At 60.7% G+C, this 15,565-nt stretch carries 16 protein-coding genes; 9 read left to right on the plus strand and 7 right to left on the minus strand.

Annotated features, from left to right (window positions below; genetic code table 11):
- Nucleotides 1-520: 520 nt before the first annotated feature.
- Both NW858_RS10715 and NW858_RS10720 read right to left on the minus strand, forming a co-directional pair.
- The gene (locus NW858_RS10715) at nt 521-865 is read right to left on the minus strand and encodes an ArsR/SmtB family transcription factor (protein ID WP_414332555.1); all 345 of its coding nucleotides are present in this window, start codon (nt 863-865) and stop codon (nt 521-523) included.
- 138 nt (nt 866-1,003) lie between these two features.
- Nucleotides 1,004-2,185, minus strand: a complete 1,182-nt coding sequence (locus NW858_RS10720; protein WP_414348443.1) for a metallophosphoesterase family protein — start codon at nt 2,183-2,185, stop codon at nt 1,004-1,006.
- Between the two features lie 201 nt (nt 2,186-2,386).
- Between NW858_RS10720 and NW858_RS10725 the strand changes: the two genes are divergently transcribed.
- On the plus strand, nt 2,387-2,809 hold the full coding sequence (locus NW858_RS10725) for a Fur family transcriptional regulator (RefSeq protein ID WP_414332551.1): 423 nt from the start codon (nt 2,387-2,389) through the stop codon (nt 2,807-2,809).
- Nucleotides 2,810-2,872: 63 nt separating this feature from the next.
- Here the strand turns inward: NW858_RS10725 and NW858_RS10730 are convergent, their stop codons facing one another.
- The 3 genes from NW858_RS10730 to NW858_RS10740 form a co-directional block, all read right to left on the minus strand.
- Nucleotides 2,873-4,972 carry a thioredoxin domain-containing protein gene (locus tag NW858_RS10730; protein WP_414520473.1) on the minus strand — a complete coding sequence of 700 codons (2,100 nt, stop codon included), beginning with the start codon at nt 4,970-4,972 and terminating at the stop codon, nt 2,873-2,875.
- Between the two features lie 122 nt (nt 4,973-5,094).
- On the minus strand, nt 5,095-5,598 hold the full coding sequence (locus tag NW858_RS10735; protein WP_414520474.1) for a GNAT family N-acetyltransferase: 504 nt from the start codon (nt 5,596-5,598) through the stop codon (nt 5,095-5,097).
- 79 nt (nt 5,599-5,677) lie between these two features.
- Complete coding sequence (locus tag NW858_RS10740; RefSeq protein WP_414332545.1) at nt 5,678-6,145, minus strand: SRPBCC family protein; 468 nt, start codon at nt 6,143-6,145, stop codon at nt 5,678-5,680.
- 286 nt (nt 6,146-6,431) lie between these two features.
- Between NW858_RS10740 and NW858_RS10745 the strand changes: the two genes are divergently transcribed.
- Nucleotides 6,432-7,202, plus strand: coding sequence for a DUF502 domain-containing protein (locus tag NW858_RS10745; protein WP_414520475.1), 771 nt, complete (start codon nt 6,432-6,434; stop codon nt 7,200-7,202).
- On the opposite strand, the gene NW858_RS10750 is transcribed toward NW858_RS10745, so the two are convergent.
- Together NW858_RS10750 and aroA are read right to left on the minus strand one after the other, a co-directional pair.
- Complete coding sequence (locus NW858_RS10750; RefSeq protein ID WP_414368094.1) at nt 7,203-7,532, minus strand: TIGR03792 family protein; 330 nt, start codon at nt 7,530-7,532, stop codon at nt 7,203-7,205.
- 24 nt (nt 7,533-7,556) lie between these two features.
- Nucleotides 7,557-8,891 (minus strand): 3-phosphoshikimate 1-carboxyvinyltransferase, encoded by a 1,335-nt coding sequence (gene aroA, locus NW858_RS10755; protein ID WP_414520476.1) that lies wholly within the window; start codon nt 8,889-8,891, stop codon nt 7,557-7,559.
- 673 nt (nt 8,892-9,564) lie between these two features.
- On the opposite strand from aroA, the gene NW858_RS10760 reads away from it, so the two are divergent.
- From NW858_RS10760 to NW858_RS10790, 7 genes are all read left to right on the plus strand, one after another.
- Nucleotides 9,565-10,032, plus strand: coding sequence for a hypothetical protein (locus tag NW858_RS10760; RefSeq protein WP_414332537.1), 468 nt, complete (start codon nt 9,565-9,567; stop codon nt 10,030-10,032).
- A gap of 203 nt (nt 10,033-10,235) precedes the next feature.
- The gene (locus tag NW858_RS10765; protein ID WP_414520477.1) at nt 10,236-11,228 is read left to right on the plus strand and encodes a leishmanolysin-related zinc metalloendopeptidase; all 993 of its coding nucleotides are present in this window, start codon (nt 10,236-10,238) and stop codon (nt 11,226-11,228) included.
- A 2-nt stretch (nt 11,229-11,230) separates the two neighbouring features.
- Nucleotides 11,231-11,614 (plus strand): hypothetical protein, encoded by a 384-nt coding sequence (locus NW858_RS10770; protein WP_414332533.1) that lies wholly within the window; start codon nt 11,231-11,233, stop codon nt 11,612-11,614.
- A 66-nt stretch (nt 11,615-11,680) separates the two neighbouring features.
- On the plus strand, nt 11,681-12,016 hold the full coding sequence (locus tag NW858_RS10775; RefSeq protein WP_414520478.1) for a hypothetical protein: 336 nt from the start codon (nt 11,681-11,683) through the stop codon (nt 12,014-12,016).
- On the plus strand, nt 12,016-12,909 hold the full coding sequence (locus NW858_RS10780; RefSeq protein ID WP_414332529.1) for a DMT family transporter: 894 nt from the start codon (nt 12,016-12,018) through the stop codon (nt 12,907-12,909). Before NW858_RS10775 ends, NW858_RS10780 begins: the two co-directional genes overlap by 1 nt.
- Nucleotides 12,910-12,913: 4 nt before the next feature.
- The gene (locus NW858_RS10785; RefSeq protein WP_414520479.1) at nt 12,914-13,996 is read left to right on the plus strand and encodes a glycosyl transferase; all 1,083 of its coding nucleotides are present in this window, start codon (nt 12,914-12,916) and stop codon (nt 13,994-13,996) included.
- A 31-nt stretch (nt 13,997-14,027) separates the two neighbouring features.
- On the plus strand, nt 14,028-15,323 hold the full coding sequence (locus NW858_RS10790) for a class I SAM-dependent methyltransferase (RefSeq protein ID WP_414520480.1): 1,296 nt from the start codon (nt 14,028-14,030) through the stop codon (nt 15,321-15,323).
- Nucleotides 15,324-15,565 lie beyond the last annotated feature (242 nt).

A 15,565-nucleotide genomic window follows, 5' to 3' on the forward strand; every position in this document is an offset into this window, starting at 1 on the left:
GTTTCCCCCCTTTTAAGGAGAAGGCACGATTCCAAATCATCGCCTAGGCTAACTGCTCTGAGAGTCGCCGGGGAGAAATTCTTCCGTGATCGTTGCTGCCATCTTGAGGTTGCTTGGCAGGAGAATTGAGTTTGGGTTGCTCGAGTAAAGCGGGAAGCGAGAAACCCAACTCAAAAGCTTCTCGTGCCAGCAAAGATGGATCCGACTGGGCGCGTTTCACCCGCTCTTTGAGGCGATTCCGCAGGTGTGCCCGGTGGATGCGTTTCAACTCCTCTCTCGGGTCGCGTGTCATGCCGTCCCCACTTTTGTTGTATCGATCCTAACAAAGAGCCCAATGGCCGGTGTCAGGGAACTTTGACGGACTTTGGGAGATGGCGCAGCGAGTGAAGCCAACGGGATCCCTGGGGCTGCCAGGAGAGAAATAGAGATGCGCTTCTGTTGGCCCACCTTCAGTATGGCGGGATCCAACAGTTTTTCCGGGGGTATTTTGGGTTGCCGCGCCCAACACCTAGGGATCTTCTCAGGGATCTTCGGCACAGGGAACCGCGGCTTTGGGGGGGCCAGCCTGTCCCAAGCTATCCAAAAAATGCTGCAAGAGCTGAAAACCGGGTGGGTTAAGGCTGTAGTAAATCCAGCGCCCCTGCTGGCGAGCGTTAACCAGCTTGGCATCTCGCAGAGTTTTCAAGTGAAATGAAAGCTTAGACTGGCTAACCTGTAGCTTTTCGCAGAGCTCGCAAACACACAACTCGCGCCCCTGCAGCAGTTGCAGCACGCGTAGACGGAGCGGGTCAGAGAGAGCGTGGAACCGCTCCCACACCTGCTTATCCAGCAGATCCCCTTTTACCTCGACCAGCAACGAGACCATCTGTAATCAACTCTTAACTAAAGTAGCAGGAGTTGTGCGCCCCAACTCTTGATTGATTGGACTGATGGATGGGATGGTGGGGGAAAAGTAAGACAACGCATCGGCTCGGCAGCGTTTCCCTCCATGGAATCGACAGAGTTAATCCCGACACAGGGATCCAATACGAGCTTGGCAGGTGGCGATTTCTTCGGGGGTGAGGTTGTCCCAATTGACGTCGCGGCGAAGCACCAAGCCATTGTGCCCGGTGATGAAGCGGGGCAGCTCGGCTTGGTCGATCACGCTCAGATCCCGCATGTGGTAGGTGGTGTAGTAGGTAACCTCCGAAGTGTTGAAATCCACGTCGATAAGGGTGAGGGTCTTGCGGGGGGGCAGGGGGCTATTCAGGAGGGGGCGGGGGCCGGAGCCAAGAATGCCGCAATGGAGCAGTTGCAGTTGCCCCTTGTGGCCAGGGTAGTAGCCGTGGTCATGGCCGCTGATGTAGGTGTGGACGCGGTACTTCTCCAGCAGGGCCCGCTTGGCATCGGCCTCCAGCAACACCTCTCCTGGATCGTCGCGCCCGACGGTAATCGCATAGAGGGGTAGGTGGCCGATAACGATGCGCAACTTGGCCTTCTGAGCCCGTTCGCTGGCCAGTGCTGCTTCCGCCCAGGCCATCTGTTCCGGCGGGATGTAGTTGCAGGTGGCGTCCCAGACTAAGTAAAATACCCCGTCTTTTTCAAAGGTGTAGTAGAAGGGAAAGTCGCCTCGATCCACAAAGTTCAAGCCCGGATCGTGGGCCGGGTCGTTCCAAAACTCACGGGCCAAATCCCGTTCTTTTTGGAAGAGAAAACCGCCCCGCGTGGTGCGGGCACAGGAAGCATCGTGATTGCCCAGCGTGAAGCCGTAGGGGAGTTTGGCGGCTCGCAGCGGGCCGGCCACATGCCGGTCGAAGGCTGCCCACATGGCGCGAATGCGCTCTTCCGAGAGGCGGGGATCCTGCCCGGCCACCATGTCCCCTCCTCCCAAGACGATATCCGGCTGGAAGTAGGGGATGAGGCGGATAGCCCGATCCACCTCTGGGTCGTAGTCCACCGAGCCGTAGATGCCGTTCATATCGCTGATGACCAACAGGCGAAGATCGCGGCGGGCTGGGATGTAGAGGCCCCGGGGAGCTTCTGGATGGGGGACAACCGTGGGCGTAGGCCGAGGGGTAGGGGGGGATCCCACCAACGCGGACAGAGGTACCGAAGTAGGACGCTGCCGACTAGCCCAATAGGCCCCCGCCAATCCACTGCTGCCGGCTAGTCCCAACAAGCCCAAGATCATTTGGCGCCGCCGCATCCTGCTTCTCCTCAACACCCCAGCGGTATTGTAGAAGGGATATCGTCAATAATTGACCCCACTTCTTCTGCACACTGCTTAGAGAGGTCTACGCCAGTGGAGATTTTGCAACAAATCTTCAGAAACTTCGACTTGCAAATGTTAGACTAGTATAAATGAGCAACTGGCTATCTCAGACTCGGTATGACTTGAGGTTTGCCCATGCCTCGCCCTGTAGACTCTTTGGAAGCTGCTTTGGAGCGATGCCGGGAGTGCAATCTGCGCCTTAGCCGGCAGCGTCGTTATATTTTGGAACTGCTGTGGCAATGCGGCGAGCACCTTTCCGCTCGAGAGATCTATGATCGCCTCAATCGGCAGGGCAAGCCCATTGGCCACACATCCGTCTATCAAAATCTGGAGGCCCTGGCCAGCCACAACATTATCGAGTGCCTGGATCGCGCCGATGGGCGTCGCTACGGCAATCGTACCCATCCTCACAGCCATGTCAACTGCCTGGACAGCAACCGCATTTTGGACGTAGATGTGGAGCTGCCGCCGGAGCTGCTGGCCCAGGTGGAGCGGCAAACCGGCACCCGCATCCAGAGCTACCGCATCGAGTTTTTTGGGGTGGAGAACCAGAGCTAAGCCTTGGCGGTTTGGGTAGAGCAGAAGGGATCCCGGCTTGTTCTGGAGAAGGCTGAATCGCTGTCAGTAGGCTCGGTTCTGCCCTTTGCCGATCTGCGACTGGATTTGTTCCAGCGAGCTGGCCGGAGCCAGGCATTTGCTGCCCCAGCACACCAAGCCTAGCGCCCCTTCTGGCAGCGGCTCCGCTTCCGTGGGCAGGGCAAAGACGGTGGTGGGCCAAGTTCGCCGCTGAAAAGCAGGGATGTGCTCGGCCTCTAGGGTGACTTTCACCCAATTGCTGTACCAATCCAGCCCAGCAAACAAACTGGGGCAGGTGCGCGGCTGGGTGCTCATGATGTGAGCAAAGGTTTTCAGGGCCTGTTCTGCCCGTTCCAGGTAGTCCAGATCTCCGGTGATGGCGGCTAGGCGCACCAGGTTGGCAATGGCCACCCCATTGGCCGCGGGCGTGGCGTTGTCCTGAAACTCCTTCTCCCGCACCAACAGTTCAGGGGTGCTCTGGGCATCGCTGACAAAGTATCCCCCCCTGGCCGGATCCCACAGTTGCGCGTCCATCTCCTGCTGGAGCTGGAGGGCAGCCTGCAACCAATCTTGGGGGGTGGGATCCCCCACCAGCGGCAGGCTGACTTGGTGCAAGTCCAATAGGGCTTTGATCAGCAGGGCATAATCTTCCGATTTAGCGGGTACTTGGGCTGTGCCGTCGTAGTTCAGGCGCAGCAGGGATCCCGTCTGGGGGTGGCGCTGCTGGCTGAGGATAAATTGGGCGGCTCGCAGGGCCAACTGCAGACAGTCCTCGTCACCGAACACCTGGTAGGCCCGCGCCAGTCCAGAGATCATCAGGCCGTTCCAAGAGACGATCATCTTGGTGTCCGTGACAGGTGGGATCCGCCCCGGCCAAGAGCGTTGGCGGGCCGAGCGGGCATCTACCGCGGGTGGGAAGGAGGTTCTCCGCTCTGTGGAGCCGTAGCGGGCCCGAAACAGATGGGTGGTCAAGGCGGTCTCTACTTCCGGCGGCAGTTCCCCCCCCTGTTTGCGCTGCAAGACGATGCAGCCGGGCCGATCGGGGAAATTGGGCGACAGGTCAAACGCCTGCTGTAGGGCGCGGAAGGTTGCTTCATCCAGCAGATCCTGCAGCTCCTGCCAGCGCCAAACGTAGAACTCGCCCTCCTCCGGCTCCGTGTCCTCCGCCCGGGCAAAGCTGTCGGCATCCTGGGCGGCATAGAAATACCCGGCAGGGGCAGTCATCTCCCGCGCCACCCATTCCACCGTCAGGCGCACCGCCCGCTCGATAGCTGGATCCTGGATCCCGTGGGCCCACAGCTCAGACAGAAACTCCAAGATCTGCCCGTTGTCGTAGAGCATTTTTTCAAAGTGGGGCACCGTCCAGGTGGGATCCACGGTGTAGCGGTGAAACCCGCCGGCCACATGGTCGAAGATCCCTCCCAACACCAAGGCCATGCCCCGCTCCTTAGCCCGTTCCAGCGCCGTCGGCGAGCCGGGGATCCCTTCCGGTGGGTCGAAGCGGGCCGAGCGCAACACCAACTGGGCGTAGGGCATCATGGGGAACTGCTGCACCGCCCCGGCGTTGGCCAGCAAAGGCTGGATTTTGGGGATCCCGGAGCGCAACAGATCAGGGGGAATATGGTCTTCCGGCACCAGGTCGCTGAGGGTGGTCAGGGCCATCAAAATCTGGCCTTTCATCTCCTCGATTTTGTCTTTTTCCTGGCGGTAAAACTGGAGGATGCGCTGCAGCAAGGTCAAAAAACCCGGACGGCCAAAGCGGGGTTCCACCGGGAAATAGGTGCCCGCGTAAAACGGCACCAGATCATCGGGGGTGAGGAAGACATTGAGGGGCCACCCCCCCTGCCCGCTCATGAGCTGCAGCGCCTGCATGTAGATGCTGTCCAGATCGGGCCGCTCCTCGCGATCCACTTTGATGGGCAAAAAATGGGCATTAAGAAAGGCGGCGATCTCCGGGTTGGAGAAAGCCTCCCCCTCCATGACTGTGCACCAGTGGCAACTGGAATAGCCGATGGACAGAAAAATCGGCTTGTCCTCGGCCCGAGCTTTCTCCAGAGCCTCCGGGATCCAAGGCCACCAATCCACCGGGTTCTCGGCGTGCTTGCGCAGGTAAAGGCTGGAACACGTGGCGAGGCGATTGGCCATAGGTACACCTTCTCACCCTTTTTGCTTCAGGCTAGCGCGTCCTCTTCCCAAGGCCGAGCCAACCCACTGTTGTTCAAGATACACTCACCCACGCCTCTTCTTGCCCTGAGGCTCCCTGTTGGTCAGACCTGCTCCTGTTCGGCAGCCGGGATCAAAAACCCCAGCTGACGCCCGTGTAACACCAGAGTGGTGCTGGGATTTTCCACAAAACCAATTCGCTCGTAAAAGCCGCGCTGATGGGTGGTAAACAGGTAGATGCGCTCCACCGACTGCAGGTGGGGATGGCTGATCAGGGTTTCCACCAGCTTGCGCCCGATGCCCTGGCGGCGGTAGTCGTGATCAACCACAATGTCCCAGAGGACAGCCCGGTAAACCCCATCAGAGGTGGCGCGGCCAAAGCCGATCAGGCGCTCCCCGTCCCAGGCGCTGACCACCGGGTGGCTGTGGGCGATGGCCCGCTCCATCTCTTCCCGCCGGCGATTCTGGGCCCAAAAGGCGTTGCGGTTCAACAACAGCAGGAGCTGCTCCAGATCCAGATCGCCCCGCTCCAGGGAGAAGCGAATGTTGCGGTTGTCCACCGGTTGATGAGAAAGGGCGATGACAGGCTCAGGAGGGGGATCGGACATAGATTCAGACCTTGGCAGCAGCGAGAGTTAACAAGGAATCAAGGGGTCGTCGCAAAACGGAGAACAAACCTGGCCAGGGCTAGCTGGCCGGAGTATTGCTGGCGCTCGCTCCCGCCTGCTCTAGGGCATAGGCTTTGAAGCGCTCCAAGTCCGCCTGGATGGTGCTCTCCACAACTTTGCCCACAAACAGGCCATCCAAGATCTTGCCCAGGATCCCCGGGATCTTGTAGGCCACCGACAGCTTAACAATGGTACTGCCCTTGCGGTCGTAAAAGCGCAGTGCCCCGCGATTGGGCAAGCCTTCCACCGATTGCCAGCCGATGTGCTGGTGTTTCACCACCGTGTGGGTGCGGGAGATCCAACTGAAGGTGAGGCCGCGCGTATCCAGCGTCCACCGCGATAGCTCGTGATCCAGCAGTTCCACTGAGCGGATCCACTTCATCCAGCGCGGCATGAGGGCAAGGTTGGCCCACAGCTCCCACACCTGCTCGATGGGAACCGGCACCTCCACCTGACAGGTGTGCTCTAACCAATCTGACTCGGACATGGGGCCTCCCACACGACATCCGGCAGAACTATCCCAGGGCTTGGCCACAGCGCCTCGGGACAGGCTCCCCGCTTTACAAAATTTTATATCGACCTAAGATAGCATTATCGGCCTCATGAAAGTTCGGGGCTCTGCACTTTCTGGCAGCCCGGTTGTTGGGTCCGAGCAAGTTGTAGCTGCCCCCATAGGGGCAAGGCAGAAGGCAGGTATGATGATTGCCATCTGCAAGCTTCACTTACGTCGGCTCGGTGCGTCCACTCATTTGACTTGATGGAACGACCTCACCATGGTTTCTCAATGGAAACAGCATCTTAAGAACTATTTCGTGGCGGGTTTGCTGGTGGTGATCCCTCTGGCAACCACGATTTGGCTAACGGTGGAGGTGGCCACCTGGAGCATCGGCTTTTTGACCAGCATTCCCAAGCAGTTTAATCCCATCCAGGGGCTGCACCCCATTTTGATCAACCTCATCGATCTGGCGGTGGGCTTGTTGACGCCGGTTGTGTTCATCCTGCTGATCGGCTTCATGGCCCGCAACATTGTCGGCCAGTGGCTGCTCAACCTGAGCGAGCAGTTGCTCCACGCCATCCCGGTGGCGGGGTTGGTCTACAAGACCCTGAAGCAATTGGTCAGCGTTTTGTTTGCCCCCAACAATCAGCGCTTTCGGCGGGTGGTGCTGGTGGAATATCCCCGGCCTGGGGCTTGGGCGCTGGCCTTTGTAACCGGCACCATTCAAACCCCAATCCGGCCGGATGGGCCGCAGCGCTCCCTCAGCCTGTTCGTGCCCACCACCCCTAACCCAACGACGGGCTGGTACGCCATCGTGCCGGAAGACCAGGTGGTGGAGGTGTTCATGCCGGTAGAGGACGCTTTCAAGATGCTCATCTCCGGTGGGATCGTGACCCCGGAAACTTTTGAGGCCGGGCTGCAACGGCGCGAAGGGGCCCTGGCCATGCCCAGCCTGCGGGAGTTGGTGGAACAAGAGCGGATGGTGGGATCCCCTAGAGCCGACTCAATGGAACCCGAAGTGGGCTTTGAGACCCAAAGGATCCCCTGATCAGGCTTGTCCTTCTCCCAAGAGGTCGGGCTGCCAGAGCTGGTATTCTTTGGCCTGCTCCAGGCGTACATAAAAAGGCCGCATCTGCCGATCCAACCTCTCCACTTGGTCGGGAGAGAAGGCTTTCCAGGCAGCACGGCTGGCCCAGCGGAGGATGAGGTGAACAAGTTCGGGATCCTCTTGGTCCAGCCAGACTTCTTTGCCCAAAAAGCCCGGCTGTTGTCGCAGGGCAGGCCCCCAGATCCGCTCGTCTTCCTGAATGAAGGCCATCTGGCCGCCGGGAGGAACCCGGAAGCAGAGGTGTTCGATGGCGATGGGCTGGTCTGACATCGGCAAAAGTTGGCTCTTGGCTGGCTAGGACGCGGACGAAGGGTTGATCAGCCGCTGCAGGGTGGGGATGAAGTCGGGGTAGGAGATGCGGGCACAGTCGGCCCCTCGAAGGGTGGTGGATCCCTGGGCGGCCAGGGCGGCCACCATTAGGCTCATGGCGATGCGGTGATCGGCGTGGCTGTCCACCTCGGCCCCTTGCAACGGGATCCCGCCTTTGATTTCCAGGCCGTCGGGATACTCGGTGACCTGGGCCCCCATCCGGCTGAGTTCCTGGGCGATGGCCGCCAAGCGGTCGCTCTCTTTAACCCGCAATTCCGCCGCATCGCGAATGACCGTAGTCCCCTCGGCAAAAGCTGCCGCCACCGCCAAAACCGGGATCTCGTCGATTAGCGTGGGAATGAGATCGCCACCAATGCTGCAGCCCCGCAAGCGAGCCGAGCGCACCCGCAGATCCCCCAGGGGTTCACCCGCCATCTCTCGCCGGTTCTCCACTTGAATATCGGCCCCCATCTCCTGCAACACCTGCAGCACGCCGGTGCGGCTGGGGTTGAGGCCCACATCCTGCAGCAGCAACTCGCTCTCCGGCACAATCGAGGCGGCCACCAGCCAAAAGGCTGCTGAGCTGATGTCCCCCGGTACCTGCACCGTCTGGCCCACCAGGCGGGATCCTCCCACCACAGCCACGGTTTTCGTCTCGACATCGACGTGGATCTGGGCGCCAAAGGCCCGCAGCATCCGCTCCGAGTGGTCGCGGGAGAGGGCCGGCTCTGTAACTTGCGTGGTGCCTTCTGCCAAAAGGCCCGCCAGCAACAGACAGGACTTCACCTGGGCCGAGGCCACCGGCGAGTGGTAGTGAATTCCCTGCAGGGATCCCCCCTGCACCGCTAAAGGAGCCAAGGCGCCCCCCGCCCGCCCCCAGATGTTGGCTCCCATCTGCCGCAGCGGCTCCACCACCCGCCCCATGGGCCGTGAGCGCAGGGAGCGATCCCCAGTGACAGCAAAAAAGCGCCCCCGCTGGCCGGCCAGAATCCCTAGCATCAGGCGCAGGGTGGTGCCGGAATTGCCGGCGTCTAAGACATCTGTCGGCTCCTGCAGGCGATCCAAGCCCACCCCTTGAATGCGGACGCACTCGCTGTTGAGCTCGGGGATCCCAGCCCCTAGCGCCCGAAAACAGGCCGCCGTACTGCGAGGATCCTCCCCCAGCAGCAGCCCGTGAATGACGGTTTCCCCTTCCGCCAGGGATCCCAGCATCAGGGCGCGGTGGGAGATGGACTTATCGCCTGGAACCTTGATTTGGCCGCGCAGGCCACGGACTGGCGAAAGTGTCAGGAGGTCGGGAGAAGAGGCGGTGGTCAGCACAGGAGCCGTGACAGCAGATAAAGACAGGGGCAGTCTTGATCATACTCAGGCGTGGATCTGCACCGCTTTCGCCGGCGGTTGAACTCGGGAAAGACAGGCCGTCTTTTGACAGCAGCCCTTCTCGTCCTTGAGGATGAGCTTAACAACATGGATTCCTCGGTCGGGGCTTGGCCTCGGCCTTTTTTTTGCCAGCCCTGATTTTGCAGATGTTATCTACGATATCTAGTGCCTAAAGCTTCCCAGCCACTCATTCTCCCACAATATGCAGGCAATCTCGGCTGGCGGAACATCCATTGGCTTCTGTCGCCCTTGCCTGTAGATTGTGACTGAGCGGCGGCCTGTGATCTTTTCGGGAAGGCTGTGATAGAGTCAATAGGAGTTGTGAACGAGCTTTCCCAGAAAGCGGTCTAACGGTCTCAGGGCTGGGTGGCCAGAAGGGAGAAAGCGATCCTGTAGTCTCGGTAACTCAACAACTTTGCAGAGCAAGGCAAATTACCTTTCCTTTTTGGTTGGTTAAAGTTTTTGTCAAGTAGGATCCTCAGTTGCCGGTCAGCCACAGCCGTGCCTAAAATTGCCGAGGACTGGTGTTTTTCTAGAGGGTCTGTAGATACTATTGATTTTGCCTTCCTTTGGCCTGTTCTTCGCCCATTGACCTTTCGAGACCGACTGCCCTATGACAGATACTCATCCTTGTGCCCCCTGTATTGTGGATACGGGAACTTTGGTAAATAAGCGGGATATTTACCGGCTGCTATCCGATTTGGGACGTGTCCGTTACTTCGACATCGTGGATGGCACGGTACGCAAGCAGGGGGAAGGCTGCGTGATGGATGTTTTTCAGGATCCCACCGCCGCCACGCTGGTGGTAAATGGCAGCCTTTACCTGAATGTGAATAGCTTTGACTACGCCTGTCTGCGGGATCCTGCTGCGGCGGAGGAGCTTGCTGACCTGGGTAAGGAGCGAGCGGGCGTGGTTATTGACTTGGTTCAGGACAGCCGCATCTTGCGCTTGGTCCCCCTGGTGGAGCCGCGGTCGGATCCCGCGGAACTTTTGGGGGATAACCGGGCGTTGCAGGCAGCAGTGGACGTTTTGGCCGCAGGCTGGGGCATAGAGGAAAGTTCTTCTGACTCCCTAGAATAAAGGATTCTAACCCGAAGAATTAGGCCGCCCATCTCGTCCTGAAGTTGGCCGGCACAGTGTGATGCAGATCGTTCTTGGGAGGCGGGTCGCAGCCGGTATGATCCACTTGACTCGGAGAGCTTTTCGAGTTTGGGGGTGGTGTGCAGGTTTTTTCAAGGCGACGGCAGCTTCTGGGCAGAGTAGGGGGTCTGTTCGGATTCCTGGTGGCTGTGCTTCTGGTACTGGCGCTCAAGGCTTGCGGGGGAAGTGGTGGTTCCTCTTCGGTAAGTGTCATTCCCGCTCCCACAACCGTCATTCCCACCTCTACTCCAACTGTCGTTCTCACCCCTACCCCGACTGTTTTCCCTTCGCCGACGGCTACCTCTGTTCCCCAGTTCGCGATTGACGTTCGTTTTCCCGACAACAGCCTCACTCCCAGCCAGCAAGCCATTGTCCGCAGCGCGGCCTTGAGGTGGCAGGAGATCATCGTCGGGGATCAGCCGGATCTACGGCCCACCAACATCCGGGCCGGCGAGTGTGCTGCGGGGTTTCCCAGCACAGCGCTCAATTTTCCCATCGACGATCTGCTAGTGGAGGTGCGGGCAAGAGACCTGGGCAACGAGCGGATTTTGGGGGGAGCAGCTCCCTGTTTTGTGCGGGCCTCCAATGGCCTGCCTTTCTACTCTGTGGTTGTGTTCAACAGCCAAAACCTCTCGGCTTTGGAAGAGCGGGGTGACCTGCCCATTACTGCTTTGCACGAGTTGGGCCATGCGCTTGGCTTTTTGCCCAGCGTCTGGGATCCCAAGGGGCTGACGGTGGGCTTGGTGGGGCGGGATCAGCCGACGCCGCCGGGCTATGACCCCCACTTTATTGGCCCGCGGGCGGTTGCCGCTTTTACCACGTTGGGGGGGAATGCCCCTTCTGTTCCCTTAGAGAACCAGTTTGGGGAGGGATCCCGCGATTCCCACTGGCGGGAGAGCGTCTTGGGTCGGGAGCTGATGACCACCCGCCTCGACCGGGGGGTGCCCAATCCCTTAAGCATCCTTACGGTGGGAGCGATGGCAGATATGGGCTACGCGGTGAACCCGGCGGCAGCTGATGGCTTTGAGCTGGGGCGCAGCCGGCCCATCTCGGAACCCCTGGAGCTGCAGGAGCTGGAGCTGGCCCTACCGCTGCGGCGCTTCGATGCCACAGGCAGACCGGTGGGGGATCCCTGAGGTTGAAAAAAGCATATCTACCTATAGCCAAGCTGCCCGTTCTTAACAATAATGAGTGGCCAGTTGCAGAACGTTACGACATCGGCAAAATGGGCATTCTCAAAAAGCTGTTCGGCGGTCTTTTTTCCTTCTTTGGCATTCTCTTCGGCGGTCTGGTGGATTTTGTAACCGGGCCTTTTCGCTCGGCGCCTGGACAATCCGCTCCAAGCCAGTCGGCAACTTCCTCTAACTCTGCGGCAACGGCTGCGCCTGCCAAGCCCAAAGTGGTGGTCGAAAGGCCCTTTGTGCCCAACGAGATCCCGGCTCCGCGTCCTAACCGTCGCCCTGGCCCAGCTCTAGATCTGTTCCGCGCCATGGCCCAAGAGATCCCGTCGGCGCGGGCCTAGCTTGCCCTGCTTTTGGGGAGCAGCTCGTAAGATGGAGATGGCCCTGTATTCTGGAGACTGCTCCCTATGTCGGATCTTTCTTTCTCAGAACAAGAACGGCTAAAACAGCTTGAGCGCGAACTGGAGCAGGCGGCTGCGGCCTCTGGGGCGCTGAGCTCGTCTCAGGGGAAAAATGCCGTTCGCACTTGGGCTGAGTGGGGGCGTCCACTGCTGACGGTTTTGGCCATTTTGGGCTGTATCTTGCTGGTGGGGCTGGTCTTCCGGGTTTTCGCCACTGTTCTCAAGTGGGCGGTGGTGGTGGGTCTGGGCTACCTGCTCTACGTCTGGGTGGTGGCGCCGCGGCTGGGCCTTCCCACCGGAGCGAGGCCAAAGGCAGAAGACAGGGATCTGGACAGCTTTTGATGCGCAGGGATCCCTGGCGGGCCCGCGCCTACCTGGCAGCGGCTATCTTGGGCTGGGCCACAGCGGCCAGCGCCTTTAAGTTCGGGTTGCAGCACCTCTCACCGACGGTCTTGCTGATTTTTTCGGCGTGTAGCTCCTGCCTAATCTTGGGGATGGTTCTGGTGGTAACAGGGCGGGCGCCTCTTGTCCGCCAGCAGAAGGGATCCCAAATTGGCCTGTCGGCGCTGCAGGGGCTGCTCAACCCGTTTGGCTACTACGGGGTGCTCTTCCAAGCCTATGATCGCCTCTCGGCCCAGGCGGCACTGGCTTTAAATTACACCTGGCCGCTGCTGCTGGCTCTCTTGGCGGTGCCGCTGTTGGGGGAGCGCCTGCGCGGGCGGCTGCTGCTGGCTTTGGGAACGAGCCTGGTGGGGGTGGTGCTGGTGGCCACGGGGGGCTCCTGGGGCACCCTGCAAGTGGAGGATCCCTGGGGAGTGGGACTGGCGGTGGGCAGCGCCGCTATTTGGGCCCTCTACTGGCTGCTCAATGTGCGGGATGGACGGGATGCCGTGCTGAAGTTGTTCCTGGGGTTTGTCTTCGGCAGCGGCTATTGCCTGGCGCTATTGCCGTTGCAGGAGCTGAGGTGGACTCTAGCAGGGCTGGGCTGGGCGGCCTACATCGGCTTGGCGGAGATGGGCCTGACTTTTGTGTTCTGGCTGCGGGCGCTGGAGCTGGCGGACGAGCGCGGATCCCTGGCCAATTGGGTCTATGTCACGCCATTCCTGTCGCTGGGGTTGATCGCGGTGCTGTTGCAGGAGCCGATCGCGCCAGGATCGCTGCTGGGCCTGGGCCTCATCTTGGCCAGCAACCTCTGGGGATCCCGGCGGGAAAAGTCTCAGCCTGTGCTTTCCTAAGGCTATGGCGGTGAATCCAGTTCCTCTCTATGTGGCGGCAACGGCCCATGGGTTTGGGCACGTCACCCGGCTGACGGCGGTGGTGAACACTTTGCGGCAGCGGGAGCCGCAGATCCTGCCCATTTGGGTGACGCCGGCTCCCGCTTGGCTGCTGGAGCGCTACGGGGAAGGGGAGTTTCTGCATCGGCCCCGCGCTTTGGACGTGGGGGTGGTGCAGCCGGATGGGCTGCAGGCGGATCTGCCGGCGACGTTAGCGGCCCTGCGGGCGTTCCAAGCGGGGTCTGCCGACCTCATCCGAGAAGAGGCGGAGTTCATCCGCAGCCAGGGGGTGCCGTTGCTGCTAGGGGATGTGCCCCCCATTGCCGCCGCCATTGCCGAGGCCGCCGGGATCCCCTGCTGGATGGCCAGCAACTTCGGCTGGGACTTTATCTATCAAGAGTACGGCCCCCAGTTTCAGCCCTTTGTAAGCTGGATCCGCGAGCTGTACGGGCGCTGCCAGCGGCTGTTTCGCCTGCCCTTTGCTGAGCCTATGGGCGCCTTTCCCCACCAGGAACCTGTGGGGTTGACGGGGTCGGATCCCCGCTACTTGGCTGAGGAGGTGGCCCAGCGCCTAGGGCTGGAGCGGGAGCGGCCCACGGTTTTGTTGACCTTTGGCGGGCTGGGGCTGCAGGGCTTGCCCTACGAGCGGCTTTTGGATTTTCCCGACTGGCAGTTTCTCACCTTCGACCCCAAGGCTCCCCCTTTGCCCAACCTGCAGGTTTTGGACGGGCAGAGGTGGCGCCCGGTGGATGTCATGCCCCTCTGCCGCTGGGTGGTGTCCAAGCCGGGCTATGGCACCCTAGCGGAGGCGCTGCGCTGTGGGATCCCCATGGCCTGTGTCAACCGTTCCAGCTTTGCCGAGTCGCCCCTCTTGGTGGAGGGATTGCGGCGCTACGGTTGGCATCGTATCCTCTCGCCGGAAGAGTTCTTTGCGGGATCCTGGGACTTCTTGCGGGATCCCCCTCACCCACCCCAGGCGTCGGAGGAGCTGGATCGCAAGGGCAATGAGGCCATTGCCGACGCTATTGCGGCGTTCCTGAGGCAGTAGCATAGGGAGCAGCTTCCTAGGAGCGGATCCCATGCCCGGCAGCACGACCGAGTCTTTGCGGCAACTCTACGAAGAACTGCCCTATCCCAACGTGCCCATTGAGGCGTCGGGCCGCAGCGCCATCGGTAGTCTGTACCGCCTGAGCTGGACGACGGCCCAATACGCCCGTACCCGCGCCATCCTGCCCAGCGAGGGGATCGCCATCCTCAACGTCGGCTGTGGCTCCGGCTGGGAGACCTTGATCTTGGCGGAGGCCAACCCAGGGGCGCGGCTGGTGGCCTGCGACCTCTCGCCGGCGTCGGTGCAGGCAACGGAGCGGCGCCTGCGCTACCACGGCTTTGGGGAGGTGGAGCTGCATGCCCTCAACCTGTTGGAGATTGAACAACTGGGGCAGCAGTTTGACTTCATCAGCCTCAACGACGTGCTCTATCTGCTTGAGGATCCCGTGGCGGGCTTGAAGGCACTTAAGCGGGTGCTCAAGCCGGACGGGATCTTGCGGGCCAACCTGCACCACGCCTACCAGCGGCAGGTGATCTTCCGCCTGCAGGAGGCGTTTCGGCTGCTGGGCCTGTTTGAGCTGCCCACCCCCGAAGCCTGCCGGCGGGTGCGGGAGTTCATGGCCAGCCTGGCCTCTGACGAGCTACGCGCTGCCCTGCACTGGGATCCCCAGATCTACAGCGACGACACCAACATCCGCGCCAACTACCTCTTACCCGGCGACAAAGGGTTTTTGCTCCCGGATCTCCTGCGCCTGCTTCAAGAGGCGGAGCTGGGCTTGGTTTGCCTAGTGGACTACGCCGACTGGGATCCGACGCTGCTCTTCAAAGACAGGGCCATGCCGGCTTGGCTGCAGGCGGAGCTGGACAAGCTTTCCCCTGCCGAGCAAAACCACTTCTACGAGCTAATCTACCCCAACCACCGCCTAATCGACTTTTGGGCGGAGCACCCCGGCTCTTCCCTGGTCTTGCCCTGGAGCGACGCCGACTGGCTGGAGGGCAGGGTGCAGCTCAACCCCATCCTGATGGACAACGCCGAGTTTCGCCACAACTTTGCCCAGGCCCACGACAAGAAGCTGGAGTTTGCCATGAACTGGCCGGGGGCCAGCCGTGGGCGCCTGACCATACCAGCCCCCCAGATGGCCTGGCTGGGATCCCTGTTGCAGGGGCCAGTGGCGGTGGCCGGCCTGATCGAGCAGGCGGCCCAAGCCCATCGGATCGACCAGGAAGCGGCCCAGGAGCAGGTGCTCACCTACCTGGCAGGGCTGGAGTCGTTTCTGTTTGTGATGTTGGATCCCAGCCCAGCTTCTCTTGCCAAAGAAGGGATATGAACTACCCCACCGCGTAGGCGGGTGGGGTTTCCTCACCCGCTTGACAGCAGAGCTTTTGTCTCTTCTTCTGCCCCAGTTGCTTCATCGTTCGCGGCAGCGGGACGGAGTCCATCCCGTGTACCGGGTCTCTGAAGTAGAGCTGAAGCATCCAAGACTCACGAGGCTGGTTCCCAGCCCCGGTTGCTGATTAGTAGCAACGTTGTAGAAAACCATCACCGTTCCCCTGTCCCGCGGTATCGCAA

The organism is Synechococcus sp. H55.10 (genome assembly GCF_047502715.1).
Taxonomy (GTDB): Bacteria; Cyanobacteriota; Cyanobacteriia; order Thermostichales; family Thermostichaceae; genus Thermostichus.